Source organism: Pseudoalteromonas sp. SR44-8 (genome assembly GCF_014163635.1).
Taxonomy (GTDB): Bacteria; Pseudomonadota; Gammaproteobacteria; order Enterobacterales; family Alteromonadaceae; genus Pseudoalteromonas; species Pseudoalteromonas rhizosphaerae.
Genome location: NZ_JACJDS010000022.1, coordinates 62,348 through 81,242 on the forward strand (window position 1 = coordinate 62,348; position 18,895 = coordinate 81,242).

An 18,895-nucleotide genomic window follows, 5' to 3' on the forward strand; every position below is an offset into this window, starting at 1 on the left:
ATGAACCAATATCAGTTTAGCGAACAAGATTTCTCTTATATGACCCGAGCGATTGAGCTTGCCAAACAAGGACGCTTTACTACCACCCCAAACCCAAACGTTGGCTGTGTATTAGTAAAAAATGACGTTATTGTTGGTGAAGGTTTTCATCAAGTTGCCGGCCAAGGCCATGCTGAAGTGAATGCATTAGCAATGGCGGGTAGCCAAGCCTTTGGTGCAACTGCTTATGTCACGCTTGAACCTTGTAGCCATTTTGGTCGCACACCGCCGTGTGCCGAAGGTTTAAAAGCTGCTGGCGTGGTAAAAGTAATTGCTGCTATGGTTGATCCAAACCCGCAGGTAGCCGGTAAAGGTTTAGCTATTTTAGCGGACGCGGGCATTGAGGTTGCGTCAGGTTTGTTAGAACAACAAGCAAGGCTGTTAAACCGTGGCTTTTTAAAGCGCATGGAGCAAGGTATGCCATTTATTACCTGCAAAATGGCCGCAAGCCTTGATGGTAAAACGGCACTTAAAAACGGTCAAAGTAAGTGGATAACGGGCCCTAAGGCTCGCCAAGATGTGCAACTACAGCGCGCACAAAGCTGCGCTATTTTAACCGGTGCGGACACAGTATTAGTTGATAATGCAAAACTCAATGTTCGTGTTGATGAGCTGCTAGAGCCGTTACCAACGCAATTACCTGTACGCCAACCTGTACGTATTATTATTGATTCACAAAATCGTTTAACACCTGAGCTAGCATTATTTAGCATTGCCAGTGAAGTAATTATTCTTACCACTGAACTTGATAAATCACAGCAATGGCCTCATTACGTAAGCCATATTGTAGTACCAGAAAAAAATAATAAAGTTGATTTAGTGGCTGCCATGAAACTTCTAGCGCAGCAACAGTTTAATCATATTTGGTTAGAGGCAGGGGCAACCTTAGCGGGCCAAATGACTGAATGTAATTTAATTGATGAATATATTGTTTATCTGGCGCCGAAGTTGTTAGGGAATGACGGCAAAAGCTTACTAAACTTTACAGAGCTGACAAGTATGCAGGACGTTGTTAATTTATCAATTAATGAGTGTGTGTGTATCGGTGACGATATTCGTATCACGGCGACACCACGCAAAGCCTCATCTAAACCAAATAACTAAAGAGTAACCACTATGTTTACTGGGATCATCGAAGCAACGGGCACTATTAGCGAGTTACAACAAAAGCAAGGCGATTTAGCTATCCGCATTAAAAGTAATAACCTTGATATGGCCGATGTAAATTTAGGCGATAGCATTGCAACTAATGGGGTTTGCTTAACGGTTGTGGCCAAGCACAGTGATGGATTTAGCGCTGACTTATCAAATGAGACGATTAGTTTAACGGGATTTGCTCACTATAAACAAGGGCAAACTGTAAACCTTGAGAAAGCCATGCAGCCAGTATCTCGTTTAGGTGGTCACTTAGTTTCAGGGCATGTTGATGGCATCGCGACTATTACCGCAATTACGCCTAATGCGCGTGCCGTTGAGTACTGGTTAAGCACCGATGTACAACTAATGAAATATATTCCTTATAAAGGCTCGGTATGCATTGATGGTATTAGCCTAACAGTAAATGCAGTAGCAGATAATAAATTTAAACTGACAATTGTGCCGCACACTAGTGAGCAAACAACTATTGCTGATTTTAAAGTAGGCACGCAAGTGAACTTAGAAGTAGATCAAATCGCGCGTTATTTAGAGCGTTTGATCAAAGGGGCAGAGCAGCCAGCTAGTTCAGATATTTCGATGAGTTTACTCGCCCAAGCCGGTTTTATTAAATAAACGCACTCCACAACTTACACGAGCAGATTATGAATTTACACAGCGCACAAGAAATTATTGATGACATTAAAGCCGGTAAAATGGTTATTTTAATGGATGATGAAGACAGAGAAAATGAAGGCGATTTAATTATCGCAGCCGAGCACATTAGTGCTGAAGCGATCAATTTTATGGCCACTCATGGTCGCGGCTTAATTTGCCTAACAATGACTCAAGAGCGCTGTGAGCAACTTGATTTACCATTAATGGTAAAAAACAATGGTGCGGCATTTTCGACTAACTTTACGATGTCGATTGAAGCATCGAAAGGTGTGACTACGGGAATTTCTGCTGCAGATCGCGCTCGTACTGTGCAAGCTGCGATTGCCAAAGGTGCTGTACCAAGTGATATCGTTCAACCTGGGCATATCTTTCCTATTATGGCACAACCAGGTGGCGTATTAACGCGTGCCGGTCACACTGAAGCCGGTTGTGATTTAGCCCGCTTAGCCGGTTTAGAGCCTTCATCAGTAATTGTGGAAATTCTTAATGCTGATGGCACCATGGCGCGTCGTCCTGATTTAGAAGTATTTGCTGAGCAACATAATATCAAAATTGGCACTATTGCTGATTTAATTGAATACCGTAACATGAATGAAACCACCATTGAGCAAGTGGCAAAATGTAAGTTGCCAACCGTACATGGTGAGTTTGATTTAGTTACTTATAAAGATACCATTGACGGCCAGTTACATTATGCGCTGTTAAATGGTGAGGTTAAAACGAATGAACCAACCTTAGTACGGGTTCATTTAAAAAGTACCTTCAATGATATTTTGTTATCTGATCGCAGTGCCGATAGAAGCTGGGGCTTGTCAGATGCCATGGCTTATATTGCAAAGCATCAAGGTGTGTTAGTTATTCTAGGTAAGCAAGAATGCACCGAAGAACTAGAAGCGACAGTCAAAGCGTTTGCTGCAGAAGATGCTGGTGAGACGGTAGCGCATCGTAAATTCCAAGGTACTTCACGCACCGTAGGCGTAGGGTCACAAATTTTAGCTGACTTGGGCATTGAAAAAATGCGTTTGATGAGCTTACCTAAAAAGTACCATGCGTTATCGGGCTTTCACTTAGAAGTGGTTGACTACGTAGAGCCACAATAAGCACAACGCTTAAACTAGGCTATTATTTTATTTATATGGTATGATGCGCAGCAATTTTTGCGCAATCGCAACCGCTTGAACTTATTTTTTAGGGTTATCGAATGAAAATTATTGAAGGTAATAAATACGCTCCTGGCAAGAAATTCGCTATCGTTATTTCTCGTTTTAATGACTTTATTGGTAGCAGCCTATTAGCTGGTGCTGTTGATGAATTAAAACGTACTGGTGGTGTATCTGATGATGATATTACCGTAGTTTATGTACCAGGTGCGGTAGAATTACCTTTAGCGGCGAAACGCGTTGCAGCAAAAAAAGAGTATGATGCAATCATCGCTTTAGGCGTTGTGATCAGAGGTGGTACACCACATTTTGATCTTGTCGCTGGCGAATCAAATAAAGGCTTAGCGCAAGTGTCGCTTGAGTATGATATCCCGATTGCATTTGGCGTATTAACCACTGAAAGCATTGAGCAAGCGATTGAACGCGCTGGCACTAAGATGGGCAACAAAGGCGGCGAAGCTGCTTTAGGCGCACTTGAAATGGTTAATGTGTTAGATAAAATTTAAGTTTAAGGAATTTTTGTGAAACCAGCAGCAAGACGTAAAGCACGTATCTTAGCACTTCAAGCCGTTTATTCTTGGCAATTAAGTGGCAATGCCATTGCCGATATCGAACAACAAATGTTGATCGAAAACGATGTGACTAAAATTGATGTTGAATACTTTAAAGATCTTTCGCGTGGTGTTGCTATAAATCATAAGCAACTAGACGAAGCAGTATCGCCACATTTAACTCGTCCATTTAACGAGTTAGACCAAGTTGAACGCGCTATTTTACGTTTAAGCAGCTATGAGCTGAAATTCCGTGAAGATGTACCTTATAAGGTTGCTATCAACGAAGGTATTGAGCTTGCTAAGATATTTGGCGCTGAAGACAGCCATAAATTTGTTAATGGTGTACTTGATAAAGCGGTAAAGCATTTACGTAAGTAATGCGACCGTAAAAGGAGAGCCGGCATAGGCCGGCTTTTTTGTGTATGAAGGAATTTGAATTAATAAATCGCTACTTTAAAGGTCGTGGCATAACTCGTCGCGATGTTAATTTAGGGATTGGTGACGATTGTGCATTGGTTACTGTTCCTGAAAATTGTCAGTTAGCGATTACCACCGATACACTGGTAGCAGGCGTACATTTTTTTGATGATATCGATCCGCGTGCATTAGGCCATCGTGCTCTTGCCGTAAACTTAAGTGATTTAGCTGCTATGGGGGCTGAGCCTACGTGGGTTTCGGTTGCTTTAACGTTGCCAAATATTGATGTTGAGTGGCTGGAAGAATTCACCGAAGGCATGCATGAAATCGCAGAGTATTTTAATGTTCAAATCATTGGTGGCGATACCACGCAAGGGCCGTTAACAATTACTATTTGTGCTAAAGGTACAGTGCCTGCAGGTAAAGCACTGCGCCGAAGCGGTGCTAAAGTAGGTGACTGGGTTTATGTTACAGGGCCGCTAGGTGATGCCGGGCTTGCGATTGAAGCTCGTAAGCAAGATATTAAGATTGCTCCAGAGCACTTAAGGTACGTTAATCAACGATTTGATTACCCAACTCCGCGTGTTGCTGCGGGGCAAGTATTACGCGGTTTAGCATCATCAGCGATTGATATCTCAGATGGTCTATTGGCAGATCTTGGACATATTTTAGCTCTGTCGCAAGTTAGCGCTTGTATTGATGTGAATAAAATACCAACCTCGGATGCATTGCGTGCTACTTTAGAACGAGATCAACAACTGCCGTTTATCCTCAATTATGGCGATGACTATGAGTTGTTATTTACGGTACCTGATAGCAATAAAAGTATGCTGGAAATGAAATTGCGCCAGTATGGTGTAGATGCAGCCTGCATTGGACAAATAAAAAGTGGTGAAGGCGAAGTTGAGCTGATGCTCGATGGCGAAAAATTAGCATATGATGATGCTGGTTTTGAACACTTCACCAAGGAGTCGGTTTGAATAAACCTGCATTATTTAATTTAAAGCGCCCTCATCAATTTTTTGGTTTGGGCTTTGGTTTAGGGTTAGCGCCTAAAGCGCCGGGTACGTTTGGTACCTTTGCTGCGCTACCGTTTATTTTTACTACTATGTATTTCCCGCTGTGGTTACAAATTGTATTTGCGGTGGTTATTAGTATTTTTGGTATATGGGCATGTGGCAAAACCGCTGATGATCTGGGAGTACATGATCATCCCGCGATTGTATGGGATGAAGTTGCCGGATTTTACATTACCATGATCGGAGCTGCATTAAGTTGGCAGTCTTTGTTAGTGGGTTTTTTGTTATTTCGTTTTTTTGATATCGCTAAACCAGGTCCTATTCGCTTTCTTGATAAGCGGGTTCATGGTGGTGTAGGTATTATGGCGGATGATGTTTTAGCTGGTATATTTTCTTTAATTTGTGTTCAGGCATTGTTTAAAATGGGTTATTTGCCCTTTTAACCTTAGTTTTGCAACGAGGTATTGACGTTATGATGCGATTTTTATTGGTTATTATTGTGCTGTTCTGCAGTATGCCAAGTAAGGCGTCAATTACCGACTATGTTGTAAAACAATGGAATATGCAAAATGGCTTACCATCGCAGTCACTTAAAAGTGTCGTGCAAGATAAGCAAGGCTATATGTGGCTGGGAACTCAGTTTGGCCTCAGTCGCTTTGATGGCAATACATTCACTAATTACAACACCTTAAATAGTAATTTCTTACCCAGTAACGGCATTAATAAATTACTAGTCGATAGCGAAGGCTATTTATGGATTGGTACTAAAGATGGTATTGTGGTCATCGATCCCACCACTATGGCAGCGCAAGAGTTTAGTGTAAAAGGCCCTGTACGCGATGTTATCGAAGATGCGAAAGGCAGTATTTGGATAGCAGCGAATGGCCTGTACTTTGTATCTCGCAATCAGATCAATGTCAGCGCAGTGCATGACTTACTAGTCCCTGTGATGAGTGCCAGTTCAGTAAAGCAGATTGTTGGTACTGTCAGTCAGCTGGCATTATCGCCAGAAGGGATCTGGCTGGTGAATGAACGATACTTGCTACGGTTAACTAATTCCTCCTCTGATTTTGCAAAGTTACGTTTAGAACTAACTGCTAAGGTATCGATACCTGAGCGTTTAGCACAAACGATTATTCACGATTTAGCATGGCTGGAAGGCAACTTATATTTAGCGTCAGAGCTCGGTGCTTACTTTTTAGATTTAGATGACGAGTTAAGGCCTTTTCCACTGCCCAATGCGAATAACTCAGCGGTTTATAAATTTATGAGTGACTCAAATGGAGCACTGTGGATTTCGACCTATGGGCGCTTACTGTTTCGAGATAACTCCGGCGATTGGCAATGGGTTGAACCGAGCCAACTTGACCAAAGTATTTGGTTTGCTGATTTATATCGCGATAATGATAATAATATTTGGCTTGCGAGTTTTAGTGAAGGATTATGGCTTGCGCACGAAGGCAGAATAGAACGTCACTCAGCTATATCACAAATGACCGAAGCGGTTATGGCCATTAGCCAAGCGCCCGATGGGAGATTATGGGTCGCTAACCGCAGTGGTGTAGGCTACTTTGATTTAGATAAAAACTTTATCAATCAAATCCCAAGTAATCAATACGGACGTGCAGCCGTGCATGATTTACAGTTTGATGGCTCACGGTTATATATCGCCACTGGACGTGGTGTGTATATTTATGAAAACAACACCTTGTTCACTGTCCCTGGACGCGCTTTAAAAGATAACCCGGTGTTTGCGATTAGTCGCTCCAGCAAAGGAGGCTTTTGGCTTGGTACTGGCCGGGGTATGTATCGGCTTAGTTACGGTGGTTTAACCCCATTTGCTTATAACGCATTTTTAGGCAGTAAGTTTATTACTTATGTCGTTGATGAAGCTAATTTTGGTTTAATTGGCACTAGCAAAGGCGCTTACTACTTTACTGATCGTGGTATTGAAAAAATTGGCGATCAAACGAGTCTTGAAAGTGCTTATGTTACAAGCATCTTAAACATTGATGGAGTTGGTATATTAATCGGCTCATTAAATGATGGTTTATTTTATCGAAGCACACAAGGGCATTGGCGTCAGTTAGATGCTACCAATGGCTTACCTTACGGTTCTATTTTTAGTTTACGTTATGATGAAAAGCTCAAGCGCATATGGGTTAGTACCATGAAAGGTGTCTACCGAATGCCGGTTGAGCAGTTTAGTAACGATATTGAAAGCTTAAAAGTAGAGCAGGTTATTTCGTCATACGATCGTCAACTAGACGGTAAGGCCAGCCAGTGTTGTACCGGCCTTGGCCATGATGCTGTGGCGGAGTTAGGCAATTCAATGTGGTATCCGAGCCTACAGGGGGTCGTGGAGATCCCTAAAGATATTGAGCTGTTTGGCGTTAAACCATTACAGCCAAAGGTTGAGAGTTTAAATACTGGGATACGTAAACTTGCAACAGCTGCATTAGGGCGTAATCCTGAATTAGAAATCGATGAGCGTGATATCACCCTTAAATACACTGCGATAGACTATTATGCACCGACCAGTATTGAGTTTCGCTATCGTTTAACTGGTTTAGACAGCGATTGGCGTTATGCTAATACCCGCCGTGAAGCTATTTATACCAATTTACCGCCTGGTGCATTTTTGTTTCAACTTGAGGCTAAACGACAAGGTGAAGGTTGGCAAAAAGCGCAAAGTACGGAATATTCATTTGTAGTACCAAGACGGTTTGATGAAACAATTTATTTTCGGCTGTTGATCACTGGTAGTTTTATTTTATTATTTTATTTAGTGTTTTGGGTATTTAGAAAGCAAGAACGCCGTAAGCAAACCGCGCTTGAAAGTTTAATCACAGAACGCACCGGGGAGCTGCGCCAAGCTAATGATAAGCTTAATCAAGTTAACTCTCAGCTAAAGCTTATGAGTCACTCTGATGAACTTACTGGGCTGAGAAGCCGCCGCTTCTTATTTGATCAACTACCAAAAGATATAGAGCACTTCCAGCGTAACTCACAATCATTACAAGCGCAGGGGAAATCCTTGGTGTTGCTAATCATTAATTTTGATAATTTTAGCCGCATTAATGACGCTTATGGACCGATTGGTGGTGATAGTTGTTTGCAGCAAATGGCTGCATTGCTTAACTCTCGTACGCAAGGATCCGATTATGTTGCCCGTTGGAGTGGTGATGAATTCTTGTTACTGCTACGTGACTTTAAACGCACTGCAATCGACAGTTATGTTGCACAGCTGTGTAAAGTAATTGCTGATCACACATTTAAGTTACCCAGTGGTGACAGTATAAACTTGACTGCATCGATTGGCTTTTCATTTTACCCATTACCATTATTAGGTGGTCAGGTTATTGGTTGGGAAACCTCTGTCAACTTAGCGGATATCGCGCTACATCAAGTTAAAAAGCGCGGTGGCGATGGTATTGCAAACATCACCTTTGATGAACAGTTAGATGCCTTTGAATTTGAGCAAACCAATAATGTTGAGCAACAACTGAGCGTATTACAAGCCAATGGTTTAGCAGATATCAAAGTGTGGATGCGCTAGCTCTAATCACGTGAGAATAAAAAAGGAGCCAGCGGCTCCTTTTTTTATTAAATAGGATGTTAGCTTATAAAGGCTTTGATTGAGGTTAAGATACCTTGTTCACCTAAGCCCATTTCATCATGCATTTGTTCTTGTGTTCCATGCTTGATGAACTCATCAGGAATACCTAAATTAAGGATGCTTACTTTTGCTTTTATAGCTGCTAAATATTCATTAACAGCAGAGCCTGCACCACCAACAATCGCGTTATCTTCAAGGGTTACAATGACGTCATGATCGGCTAATAAAGTGTCGATTAGTGCGCTATCAAGAGGTTTAACAAAACGCATATCAACGAGGCTGGCATTTAATTCATTGACTGCCAGTTGAGCGTTTTCAAGTAAAGTACCAAAGGATAAAACTGCGATTTTAGCACCTTGTTTAATCACACGACCTTTACCAATTTCAAGCTCAGTCATTTGCTCGCAGATTTCAGTTGTGCCAGCACTACCACGAGGATAACGAACTGCAACAGGGCTGTTACAACGATAACCAGTGTACAGCATTTGACGACATTCATTAGTATCACTCGGTGCCATGATAATCATATTGGGGATACAACGGATAAAGCTTAAATCGTATGCGCCTTGATGAGTTTCGCCATCAGCACCAACAATACCAGCACGGTCAATTGCAAATAACACGGGTAAGTTTTGCAGAGCAACATCGTGAATAAGCTGATCGTAGGCACGTTGTAAAAAGCTTGAATAAATAGCGACAACTGGTTTTAAGCCTTCGCAGGCAAAACCTGCGGCTAAAGTAACCGCGTGTTGCTCGGCAATGGCAACATCAAAATATTGCTCAGGGTATTCTTTTGAAAAACGCACCATGCCTGAACCTTCACGCATAGCTGGGGTGATTGCCATAAGCTTTTCATCTTGACTTGCCATGTCACACAACCAATCGCCAAATACTTTAGAAAAAGTCGCAGCGCCTGGTTTTGATTTTGGTAGGCTGGAAATCGCAGGGTCGAACTTAGGTACGCCGTGATAGCCTATTGGATCTGCTTCTGCTGGTTTATAGCCTTTACCTTTTTGGGTTTTGATATGCAGTAACTGCGGCCCTTTTAGGTTACGCATATTGCGCAGTGTATCAACCAACATGTTTACATCATGACCATCAATTGGGCCAATGTAATTTAAGCCTAACTCTTCAAAAAAGGTGCCTGGGATAACCATGCCTTTTAAGTGCTCTTCCATGCGGCTGGCTAATTCTTTTACTGGTGGCACGCCAGATAGCAGCTTTTTACTACCTTCACGAATGTTAGTGTAAAAACTGCCTGATAAGATACGAGCGAAATGATTAGTTAGTGCACCGACATTTTCAGAAATCGACATTTCGTTATCGTTTAATATGATCAGCATGTCAGATTTAACATCACCTAAGTGATTCATTGCTTCAAACGCCATACCCGCGGTAATCGCACCATCACCAATAACCGCTACTGTTTTTCGTCCTTTGCCTTCTTTTTGCGCCGCAATTGACATGCCTAAAGCAGCAGAGATCGAGGTGCTTGAATGGCCAACACTAAAAGTGTCGTAGTGGCTTTCTTCACGAAATGGAAACGGATGTAAACCGTCTTTTTGGCGGATCGTGTGCATTTTATCACGGCGCCCTGTGAGAATTTTATGTGGGTATGCTTGATGGCCTACATCCCATACTAAGCGATCTTCAGGGGTGTTATATACATAATGAAGCGCTACAGTAAGCTCAACTGTGCCTAAACCTGATGCTAAGTGACCACTACTTTGCGAGACTGAGTTTAGTAAGTAATCACGTAACTCATTACTAAAAGCAGGTAATTTGTCTTGCGCTAAATCACGCAACTGGGCTGGTTCGTCAACCAAACCTAATAATGGATACTTGCTACTATCAAGTGTCATGATTTTTAATACATCCTTCGCTAACCAGAGGTCATTATAGCGTAATATTACTCTGATTCTTTAGTTATTTTGTACATCATTACTTGCTCAAGCTAGAGCCTAGAATTAATAATCGCGTTCAACAATGTATTTTGCCAAGTTTTCTAGCTCAGAAGTGTCAGCATCTATTGCTGCTAACGCATCGAGTGCGCATTTTAGTAATGATTGTGCTTTTTGTTTTGCACCTGTAAGCCCAAGTAGAGCAGGGTAGGTCGCTTTATTTGCTGCAACATCGGAGCCTTGTGGTTTACCTAAGACTTGGGTATCACCTTCGATGTCAAGAATATCGTCTTGCACCTGAAAAGCTAGTCCAATTGCATCACCAAACTGTTTTAATTGTAATAATGTTTGTTGATTTGTATCAGCTGCGCATAATGCACCTAAAGTAATTGCACAATTTAACAAAGCACCTGTTTTTAATTTATGGATACGTTCGAGCTCAGCTAAATTGACTAATTTGTCAGTCGCTGCAATATCCAGTGCTTGACCACCGACCATACCTTCAATACCTGATGCTTTGGCAAGTGCTGCAATCATTTTTAACTGTTGCTGTGCAGGAACGTTAAATGAATGGTTAGCAATTAAATCAAACGCTAATGTTTGCAGCGCATCACCAGCTAAAATAGCATGAGCTTCGCCATAGACAATATGGCAAGTCGGTCTACCACGTCGCAGGTCGTCGTCATCCATCGCGGGTAAATCATCATGAACTAACGAATAACTATGAATACATTCAATAGCAGCAGCCAACACGTCTAAATCTTGTTTATTTGCGCCAAGCATTTTTCCCGTGGCATACACTAAAAATGGCCGTAATCGTTTACCGCCATTTAAAACGCTGTAGTGGGTGGCTTGTTTGATGCTTTGCTCGGTGTCGAGCGGTTGCTCAAAATACCGATTGAGAGTGGCTTCAACATCTTGTTGAGCACATTTTATTTGCTCTGTTATTAACACCCGTTATTCCAAATCATTATCAAAGTTAGTAAGTGGTGACTGACTATCACTACCCATTAAAATCGCTACTTTTTGTTCAGCTTGTTGTAACTTACTTGAAGATGCGCCGGCTAAAGCAATACCGCGTTCAAACTGTTTTAACGATTGCTCAAGGGAAAGCTCTCCTTGCTCCATTTCTGTGACGATTAAGGATAATTCATCAAGCGCTTGCTCGAAGCTTAGGTTCTCTGGTTTTTTCGTCGCCATACTGATTTAACTTAGATGATAGAAATGTGAGGCCAATTTTAGGGGGAATGCTAAACTAGGTCAAAGGGTGATGCATTTTTTTTGAATAATTAATTGTTTTCTTGCCACTTTTAATTATTTATACCTTTGCTTAAACCTTGCAGGTTATCAATGGTAGCTTAAAATGCCAAATAGGGTTGAAAACTTTCATTTCATTTTTTTCATTAAATGGTTTAAGTAATTCAATAGATTGCCGATAAGCTGTTAATAATAAAAATTTGTTGCTGGTAGCAACAAAGCATCGATTCCTCTGGAGGGGTAAGTGGATTTAGCAACCATTATAGGTATTCTCGGAGCTATTGGTCTTATTGCTATGTCAATGGTACTAAGTAGTGGCGGCGAAGTGGCTATGTTTTATAACACGCCATCGGTGGTTATTGTTTTCGGTGGTTCGATTTTTATAGTGTTATCAAACTATACGATGAGTCAATTCCTCGGTATCGGTAAAGTCGCGGCTAAAGCCTTCATGTTCAAAATAGAGTCACCTGAAGAGCTTATCGAAAAAGCAGTTGAACTTGCAGACTCGGCCCGTAAAGGCGGATTTTTAGCACTAGAGGAAGCAGAAATACCCAATGCGTTTATGCGTAAAGGGGTTGATATGCTTGTTGACGGTCATGACGCTGATGTTGTTCGTGCCACCTTGCAAAAAGATATTTCTCTTACTTCTACTCGTCATGAATCGGGGGCCGGTTTGTTTAAAGCGCTTGCCGATATTGCGCCTGCGATGGGTATGATCGGTACTTTGATTGGTCTAGTTGCGATGTTGTCGAATATGGATGACCCTAAAGCGATTGGTCCTGCGATGGCGGTAGCGCTTTTAACAACATTATATGGTGCGTTTTTAGCAAACGTGGTGGCAATTCCTATCCAAGTAAAATTGGAATTGCGTAAAGACGAAGAAGCAATGAATCAGCGGCTAATTTTAGATGCGGTATTAGGTATACAAGATGGCCAAAACCCAAAAGTCATCGAAGGTATTTTGAAAAACTACCTAGCTGAATCAAAACGAAAAGTGGATACTGAGGAGTAAGCATGTCAGATCAAGAGTGCAAGTGTCCACCACCCGGGTTACCAGCATGGATGGGTACCTTCGCGGATTTGATGTCACTATTGATGTGCTTCTTTGTACTTTTACTCGCGTTTTCAGAAATGGATGTACTTAAATTTAAACAAATCGCAGGCTCAATGAAGTTTGCCTTTGGTGTACAAAATAAAATAGAAGTAAAAGATATTCCCAAAGGAACATCCGTTATCGCGATGGAGTTCACCCCAGGTAAACCTGAACCTACTCCAATCGAAACCATTCAACAGCAAACTGTCGAAATGACCCAGCAAATGCTTGAGTTTCAGGCTGGTGATGAAAGCTCCGCTGGCGGTCGTCAAGAGCAACGCGGTAATAAGCGTGGCGGTGAGTCACAAAGTACAGCGCAACAACAAGCATCAGAACAATCTATTTCTGCAGCTGATCAAGAGCAGGTTAATGAGTTAGTTAAAAAGATAGCCCAGCAATTGGAACAACAAATCATGGATGGTGCTGTTGAGTTGGAATCATTAGGTCAGCAAATTATTATTCGTATTCGTGAAAATGGTTCATTTCCATCTGGGAGTGCATTTTTACAACCTAAGTTTAAACCAATCATTCGTGATATAGCTGCGTTACTAAAAGATGTGCCAGGTGAAATTACGGTGTCTGGTCATACTGATGATTTTCAAGTTTCGAATGAGCTGTATACCAATAACTGGGACTTATCATCGAAGCGTGCAGTTGCGGTTGCAACTGAAATGCAAAAAGCGCAAGGCTTTGATAAAACCAGAATGGTTGTTGTCGGTCATGCCGAAACTCGACCACTTGTTCCAAATGATTCTGATGCGGATAGACGACGTAATCGCCGCGTGGAAATTTCAATAATGCAAGGCAAGGCTAAGGAATCAGATCCGATAGATGTTCGTTAAGATGCTTGGCAAAGTACCTAATTTAGCTTAAAGTAGTTTTTTAACAAGTGTAACGGAGTGTCTGATGAAAAACGTTGATAAATATAGCTATATGCCGGGCAATGGTTCTGGTGGCGATGATGAAGAGAAGAATGTTAAGTAACGTCAATGCCTAATTGGGTGAACAATTTAATTTTTATACTTGAATATAGCTGGGTGTTATTTTTACTCCCAGCTATTTTTGTATTTTACTTACGTAAGGATTGGTTGGCATTACGCTTTGTCTTGATTACAGCTGTTTTCTTCTTGTATGGCGCTGTGATTTATTCAAGCCTTAGAGAGTTAGATGACCCTTATATTTGGCGTTATGTAGTTTGGGCTTTTAATGATATTGCTTGGATGGCTTTGATTGCTTACTGGGCTATTAAAGATAAAGTGTATCTTTGGCAAAGTGTGATTGGTCAATTGGTTGTAATTAGTGCGCCTATCTTACAATTATTTAGATTAGTGGATCGCCACCTTTGGGATTTATCGTATAGCACTATGCTGTATAAAACGTTATTACCGTTAATCAATATTGGCACTGTCGTTGTGTGCTACCTTCCTCTGTTGTATTTATTTATGCGAAAAAATCGCAGTCTAAAGAGCTAATCATTAACTATTTGTAGATTAAATTACGTGTGCTAAACTACTGTGTAAATAACCAGTTATTGATAGTGCCCTATGAAACTTTATATAGCCGAGAAGCCATCTTTAGGTCGTGCCATTGCTGATGCGCTACCAAAGCCTCATAAAAAACATGATGGCTATATTGAAGTGGCTAATGGCGATTGTGTTTCTTGGTGTATAGGTCACTTGCTCGAGCAAGCAGAGCCTGATGATTATAATGAGCAATATAAAAAATGGCGCTTTGATGACTTACCGATTATCCCACAGCAATGGCAGTTAAAAGCAAAATCTAAAACTCGTAAGCAACTTACGGTACTTAAAAAGTTAATCAAACAAGCTGATCAACTTGTTCATGCTGGTGATCCAGACAGAGAAGGGCAATTACTTGTTGATGAGGTGATTGAGCAAGTTAAACTTAGCCAAGCCAAAAAACAGCAAATTCAACGTTTATTGATCAGTGATTTGAATGTTAGCGCGGTTAAAAAGTCGCTGCAAAACGTTCGCTCTAACCGTGAATTTATTCCACTTAGTGTATCTGCTTTGGCGCGTTCGCGAGCTGATTGGCTGTTTGGTATGAATTTAACGCGCGCCTATACGCTTGCAGGTCAAAAAGCAGGGTTTGGTAATGTATTATCAGTAGGGCGTGTACAAACACCGATATTAGGATTGGTTGTCCAGCGTGATAACGAGATTGCTAATTTTGTGCCAAAACCTTTTTATGAAGTATTAGCTCATTTAAGTACCGAAAATAAAGAGCCGTTTACAGCAAAGTGGCAACCAAGCAAAGCGTGTGAACCTTATCAAGATGAAGAGGGGCGAGTGCTCCATCGAGGCCTTGCTGAGAATGTTGCGTCGCGAATTTCTAATCAATCAGGTGAAGTTACTGCGCTTGAACAAAAGCAGAAAAAGCAACAAGCACCTTTGCCGTATAATTTGTCAGCGTTACAAATTGATGCTGCGAAAGCTTTTTCAATGCCTGCACAAAAGGTATTGGATATTTGTCAAAATTTATATGAGCGTCACAAGCTAATTACCTATCCACGTTCAGACAATCGTTACTTGCCCAAAGATCATCACCAAGAAGCAGCCAGTATAATAAAGGCAATTGCCATCAATGGCGGGCAAAATGACACTCATTGCCAAGGCGCAGATGTGGGTAAACGCAGTAAGTGTTTTAACGATGCTAAGGTGGCTGCGCATCACGCCATTATTCCTACCGCTAAGCAGCAAAAGTCAGCAAGTTTGAGCGTTGAAGAAGGTAAAGTGTATGGTCTTATTAGCCGTCATTATCTGATCCAGTTTTATCCAGACTACATTTACAATGAAACAAAGGCTGAAATAACAATTAATGGTGGTATCTTTAAAGCCAACGCAAAACAAGATGTAAGTTTAGGCTTTAAAGCGTTAATGGGAAAAACCGCATTAAAAGATGAGCAGATATTGCCGCCATTAATTAAAGGGCAACAGTTGCAGTGTGAACGCGGTGAAGTAATTGATAAAATGACCAGCCCGCCAGCTCATTTCAATGATGCAACGCTGCTTAGTGCAATGACAGGTATTAGTCGGTACGTTAAAGATCCAGAAATCAAAAAAATACTCAAAGAAACAGACGGCTTAGGAACCGAAGCAACCAGAGCGGGTATTTTAGAGTTATTATTTAGAAGACAATTTTTAAGACGTCAAGGTAAACTCATTTTAGCAACCGATACAGGTAAAGCATTGATCAGTGCGTTACCGCATGGTTTAGCCAGCCCAGACCTAACCGCAAAATGGGAAGCATCGTTGGGCGACATAGCAGAACAACAAATGAGTTATCAACAATTTTTAAATCCTTTATTAGTGGATTTAGCGGCTTTTGTTGAACTTGCCAAAAATTGTGATAGCAACGTATTTGCACAATTACCAAAAACGCCGCAAAAGCGGCGTTTTACAAGAAAAACTAAACCAAAAACAAAATCGGCTTAGTCATCCATTACTAAGATTATTGATTAAACAAAGCCACCGCAGCGTTACTCATCGCAGTGATACCTGTGGGGATTGCAACTTTATAGTCAGGTGCAAATTTACTTGAATGTAGTGAAGGTAAAGTTGCCCCTGATGTTTGTGCCGCTTGATATTGAGCTTGCTCTACACCACCTAACCAAAATAAGGTGATAGGGATGTTTTTATCTGTGCGGCCATATAAACCAAAATCTTCCCCTGCCATAACCGCTTCGGTTTCAAGCACATTACTTTGTCCAATCGCCGAGCTAATCGCACTACGTACAATATTAGTTTGTGCAGGGTCGTTATATGTAGATGGGATTGACTCATCTTCATGTACATAAACCACTGGTATTAAGCTTTCATCCAATCCTGCACTTAATGCAATGCCTTTAGTTATACGTTTTATAGCTGCAATTTGTTGCTCGCGAATTTTAGGATTATAACTTCTAAGTGTCAGCTGTAGCTTTACTTCATTCGAAATTACATTATGTTTAGCTCCACCGTGAATTGAACCCACTGTGATTACTGAGGGTTCAAGAGGTGATAATTCGCGACTGGTAATTGTTTGCAGTGCCAACACGATCCGTGATGCGATAACAACAGGGTCAATAGTCATATGTGGGTAAGCACCATGACCACCTTTACCTTTAACCGTAATATCTACTGAATCCACACTGGCCATGGTGTACTCATTTTTCATACTGACTTGTCCTGCAGGAACACTCGCACTAACATGCAAAGCGATAACGTGATCAGGAGTCGGATATTTACTAAATAAACCTTCTTTGAGCATCGCTTTTGCACCGCCTCCCACCTCTTCTGCAGGTTGTGCCACCATCATTAAGGTTCCTTGCCATGCATCTTTATGTAGCATTAATTGTTGCGCAGTACCAATAAATGAACTCATATGAATATCATGACCACATCCGTGCATCACACCAACGTTTGCTCCTTCATCATTCATAACAGTGACTGTTGAAGCATATGATTTACCAGTTTGTTCTATGATTGGTAAGCCGTCTGTATCAGTACGGATCATTATTGTCGGGCCATCACCATTTTTATATAAGCCTACTACACCAAAGCCACCCACATTGTCGGTCACCTCATAGCCAAGCGCACGTAATTTGGTGGCAAGCTTTTCTCCCGTTTCTTGCTCATGGTATGAAAGTTCTGGGGACTGGTGTAAATCTAAGTAAAACTTTTCAATGGCAGGCATCGTTTTATCTAACTTCAGCTCCAAGGTTGTTGAGCTTGCTAATGGACTAAGCAGTATAAGTGCAGCGTATAGACTATGAAATTTCATAAAAGACCTTTTTGATTTATGGCTTGTGATTCTGGGCTTGTAATTATTATGTTTGCCTCCATATAAAACCCTAAATAGTCTGATATGGCAATCAATAGCAATGAATAATATGGTAAATGTTAATCCGCAAAATCTTCAACAAGTGCTGGGTGAAACATCACAACAAAAACTAGTCCTGTTAAGTTTCTTTTCAGCACAAAGTCCAGAGTGTCAATCTCAAGCAGCTATTTTACAGACAATAGCCAAAGATTATGGTGACTATATATTAGTTGCCACATTAGATTGTGATTTAGAGCAAGCACTCGCAGCACAACTAGCACAGCAAGTTGGACTACAAACATTACCAACCTTAGTGCTATTAAAAGATTCAGCACCTGTTGATGTATTAGCCGGTGCACAAGCTGAAACTCAAATCAGAGAAGCGTTAAGTAAACATTTACCGCAGCCTCATGAAATGTTGTTAGAACAAGCCAAGCAAGCACTGATCGCTCAGGATTTAAATCAAGCGTTTAATTTTGCCAAGCAGGCTTACGAATTAGACAATACAAATGCGCGTATAAAATTAGTATTGGCAGATATATGCATTCAAATTCATAAACTGGATGACGCGCAAGCTTTGTTAGCTTCAGTAAATGAAAATGAGCAAGATGCATACTTTACAAATATTCAAGCAAAGTGCGCACAAGCACTTCAAGCACAAGAATCGCCAGAGCTAAAAGCATTACAAGCGAAAGTTGAAAAGTATCCTAACGATCTTGAATTAAAAGTTGAACTAAGTGCAGCATACGACCAAGCAGGCAAAAAAGAGCAAGCGTTAGAGTTACTATTTACAGTGTTGAAAAAAGATTTGAATTTTGCCGATGCCAAGGTAAGTTATTTAGCTATTATTGCCTCTTTACCGGATGGTGATAGTTTAGCGGCTAAATATAGAAGAAAGCTTTACAGTATCCTCTATTAACAAGTTTTTATTTTGTTTTATGGAAAGCGCCGAAGTTAATGGCGCTTTTTTTATGCCAAAAACTTGCGAAATATCGATAATAGATAATACTGAAGATCCTTTCAGGGAAAAGTCGTTGTTATTTTGTACAGTTGACTAGGGGTTTTAGTGTGTTTAGCGCGTAAATTGAACGAACAGCACTTTATTTCAAGTTTTCTTTAAAAAACGCTTGCGTAAAATTCGCCGCGCCCTATAATGCGACCCCACTGAGACGGCAGACAGCAACGCTTAGCGAGGCAAGAGTT

Annotated in this window: 17 protein-coding genes; 13 read left to right on the forward strand and 4 right to left on the reverse strand. The window is 41.1% G+C overall.

Annotation, left to right across the window (positions count from 1 at the left end):
• The 8 genes from ribD to H5183_RS12630 all read left to right on the forward strand — a co-directional run bounded on the left by ribD (position 1) and on the right by H5183_RS12630 (position 8,560).
• On the forward strand, positions 1-1,143 hold the full coding sequence (ribD, locus tag H5183_RS12595) for a bifunctional diaminohydroxyphosphoribosylaminopyrimidine deaminase/5-amino-6-(5-phosphoribosylamino)uracil reductase RibD (RefSeq protein ID WP_182731834.1): 1,143 nt from the start codon (positions 1-3) through the stop codon (positions 1,141-1,143).
• 12 nt (positions 1,144-1,155) lie between these two features.
• On the forward strand, positions 1,156-1,809 hold the full coding sequence (locus H5183_RS12600; protein WP_145241136.1) for a riboflavin synthase: 654 nt from the start codon (positions 1,156-1,158) through the stop codon (positions 1,807-1,809).
• A gap of 29 nt (positions 1,810-1,838) precedes the next feature.
• Positions 1,839-2,951, forward strand: a complete 1,113-nt coding sequence (gene ribBA, locus H5183_RS12605; RefSeq protein WP_145241135.1) for a bifunctional 3,4-dihydroxy-2-butanone-4-phosphate synthase/GTP cyclohydrolase II — start codon at positions 1,839-1,841, stop codon at positions 2,949-2,951.
• A 101-nt stretch (positions 2,952-3,052) separates the two neighbouring features.
• The gene (gene ribE, locus H5183_RS12610) at positions 3,053-3,517 is read left to right on the forward strand and encodes a 6,7-dimethyl-8-ribityllumazine synthase (protein ID WP_145241133.1); all 465 of its coding nucleotides are present in this window, start codon (positions 3,053-3,055) and stop codon (positions 3,515-3,517) included.
• A 15-nt stretch (positions 3,518-3,532) separates the two neighbouring features.
• Complete coding sequence (gene nusB / locus H5183_RS12615) at positions 3,533-3,943, forward strand: transcription antitermination factor NusB (RefSeq protein WP_145241131.1); 411 nt, start codon at positions 3,533-3,535, stop codon at positions 3,941-3,943.
• 44 nt (positions 3,944-3,987) lie between these two features.
• On the forward strand, positions 3,988-4,962 hold the full coding sequence (thiL, locus tag H5183_RS12620; RefSeq protein ID WP_145241129.1) for a thiamine-phosphate kinase: 975 nt from the start codon (positions 3,988-3,990) through the stop codon (positions 4,960-4,962).
• Positions 4,959-5,444: a phosphatidylglycerophosphatase A gene (locus H5183_RS12625; RefSeq protein WP_145241127.1), complete on the forward strand. Its 486-nt coding sequence runs from the start codon at positions 4,959-4,961 to the stop codon at positions 5,442-5,444. Before thiL ends, H5183_RS12625 begins: the two co-directional genes overlap by 4 nt.
• Positions 5,445-5,473: 29 nt before the next feature.
• Positions 5,474-8,560 (forward strand): ligand-binding sensor domain-containing diguanylate cyclase, encoded by a 3,087-nt coding sequence (locus H5183_RS12630; protein WP_182731835.1) that lies wholly within the window; start codon positions 5,474-5,476, stop codon positions 8,558-8,560.
• Between the two features lie 59 nt (positions 8,561-8,619).
• Here the strand turns inward: H5183_RS12630 and dxs are convergent, their stop codons facing one another.
• The 3 genes from dxs to H5183_RS12645 form a co-directional block, all read right to left on the reverse strand.
• A complete protein-coding gene (dxs, locus tag H5183_RS12635; RefSeq protein ID WP_182731836.1) occupies positions 8,620-10,482 on the reverse strand; it encodes a 1-deoxy-D-xylulose-5-phosphate synthase in 1,863 nt (620 codons plus the stop codon).
• 105 nt (positions 10,483-10,587) lie between these two features.
• Positions 10,588-11,475 (reverse strand): (2E,6E)-farnesyl diphosphate synthase, encoded by an 888-nt coding sequence (gene ispA, locus H5183_RS12640; protein WP_145241121.1) that lies wholly within the window; start codon positions 11,473-11,475, stop codon positions 10,588-10,590.
• 3 nt (positions 11,476-11,478) lie between these two features.
• The gene (locus H5183_RS12645) at positions 11,479-11,721 is read right to left on the reverse strand and encodes an exodeoxyribonuclease VII small subunit (protein WP_145241119.1); all 243 of its coding nucleotides are present in this window, start codon (positions 11,719-11,721) and stop codon (positions 11,479-11,481) included.
• A 301-nt stretch (positions 11,722-12,022) separates the two neighbouring features.
• Here H5183_RS12645 and pomA point away from each other — a divergent pair, with 301 nt between their 5' ends.
• From pomA to H5183_RS12665, 4 genes are all read left to right on the forward strand, one after another.
• Positions 12,023-12,790 carry a flagellar motor protein PomA gene (pomA, locus tag H5183_RS12650; RefSeq protein WP_145241117.1) on the forward strand — a complete coding sequence of 256 codons (768 nt, stop codon included), beginning with the start codon at positions 12,023-12,025 and terminating at the stop codon, positions 12,788-12,790.
• A 2-nt stretch (positions 12,791-12,792) separates the two neighbouring features.
• A complete protein-coding gene (locus H5183_RS12655; RefSeq protein ID WP_145241115.1) occupies positions 12,793-13,713 on the forward strand; it encodes a flagellar motor protein MotB in 921 nt (306 codons plus the stop codon).
• Between the two features lie 147 nt (positions 13,714-13,860).
• On the forward strand, positions 13,861-14,343 hold the full coding sequence (locus H5183_RS12660) for a hypothetical protein (protein WP_182731837.1): 483 nt from the start codon (positions 13,861-13,863) through the stop codon (positions 14,341-14,343).
• A gap of 72 nt (positions 14,344-14,415) precedes the next feature.
• A complete protein-coding gene (locus H5183_RS12665) occupies positions 14,416-16,326 on the forward strand; it encodes a DNA topoisomerase III (RefSeq protein ID WP_182731838.1) in 1,911 nt (636 codons plus the stop codon).
• Positions 16,327-16,342: 16 nt separating this feature from the next.
• Here H5183_RS12665 and H5183_RS12670 read toward each other — a convergent pair whose 3' ends face one another.
• Entirely contained in the window at positions 16,343-17,653 is a 1,311-nt protein-coding gene (locus H5183_RS12670; protein WP_182718320.1) for a M20 family metallopeptidase, read from the reverse strand.
• A 100-nt stretch (positions 17,654-17,753) separates the two neighbouring features.
• On the opposite strand from H5183_RS12670, the gene H5183_RS12675 reads away from it, so the two are divergent.
• Positions 17,754-18,611 carry a tetratricopeptide repeat protein gene (locus H5183_RS12675; protein ID WP_145241107.1) on the forward strand — a complete coding sequence of 286 codons (858 nt, stop codon included), beginning with the start codon at positions 17,754-17,756 and terminating at the stop codon, positions 18,609-18,611.
• The last annotated feature ends 284 nt before the right edge of the window (positions 18,612-18,895 follow it).

Excerpts from the sequence above, each read along its gene's own strand:
- H5183_RS12675 (WP_145241107.1), top strand. The coding sequence starts at position 17,754 with ATGAATAATATGGTAAATGTTAATCCGCAAAATCTTCAACAAGTGCTG.
- H5183_RS12655 (WP_145241115.1), top strand. The coding sequence starts at position 12,793 with ATGTCAGATCAAGAGTGCAAGTGTCCACCACCCGGGTTACCAGCATGG.
- ribD (WP_182731834.1), top strand. The coding sequence starts at position 1 with ATGAACCAATATCAGTTTAGCGAACAAGATTTCTCTTATATGACCCGA.
- H5183_RS12665 (WP_182731838.1), top strand. The coding sequence starts at position 14,416 with ATGAAACTTTATATAGCCGAGAAGCCATCTTTAGGTCGTGCCATTGCT.
- H5183_RS12600 (WP_145241136.1), top strand. The coding sequence starts at position 1,156 with ATGTTTACTGGGATCATCGAAGCAACGGGCACTATTAGCGAGTTACAA.
- H5183_RS12660 (WP_182731837.1), top strand. The coding sequence starts at position 13,861 with ATGCCTAATTGGGTGAACAATTTAATTTTTATACTTGAATATAGCTGG.
- ribE (WP_145241133.1), top strand. The coding sequence starts at position 3,053 with ATGAAAATTATTGAAGGTAATAAATACGCTCCTGGCAAGAAATTCGCT.
- ribBA (WP_145241135.1), top strand. The coding sequence starts at position 1,839 with ATGAATTTACACAGCGCACAAGAAATTATTGATGACATTAAAGCCGGT.
- thiL (WP_145241129.1), top strand. The coding sequence starts at position 3,988 with ATGAAGGAATTTGAATTAATAAATCGCTACTTTAAAGGTCGTGGCATA.
- dxs (WP_182731836.1), bottom strand. The coding sequence starts at position 10,482 with ATGACACTTGATAGTAGCAAGTATCCATTATTAGGTTTGGTTGACGAA.
- H5183_RS12645 (WP_145241119.1), bottom strand. The coding sequence starts at position 11,721 with ATGGCGACGAAAAAACCAGAGAACCTAAGCTTCGAGCAAGCGCTTGAT.
- H5183_RS12670 (WP_182718320.1), bottom strand. The coding sequence starts at position 17,653 with ATGAAATTTCATAGTCTATACGCTGCACTTATACTGCTTAGTCCATTA.
- H5183_RS12630 (WP_182731835.1), top strand. The coding sequence starts at position 5,474 with ATGATGCGATTTTTATTGGTTATTATTGTGCTGTTCTGCAGTATGCCA.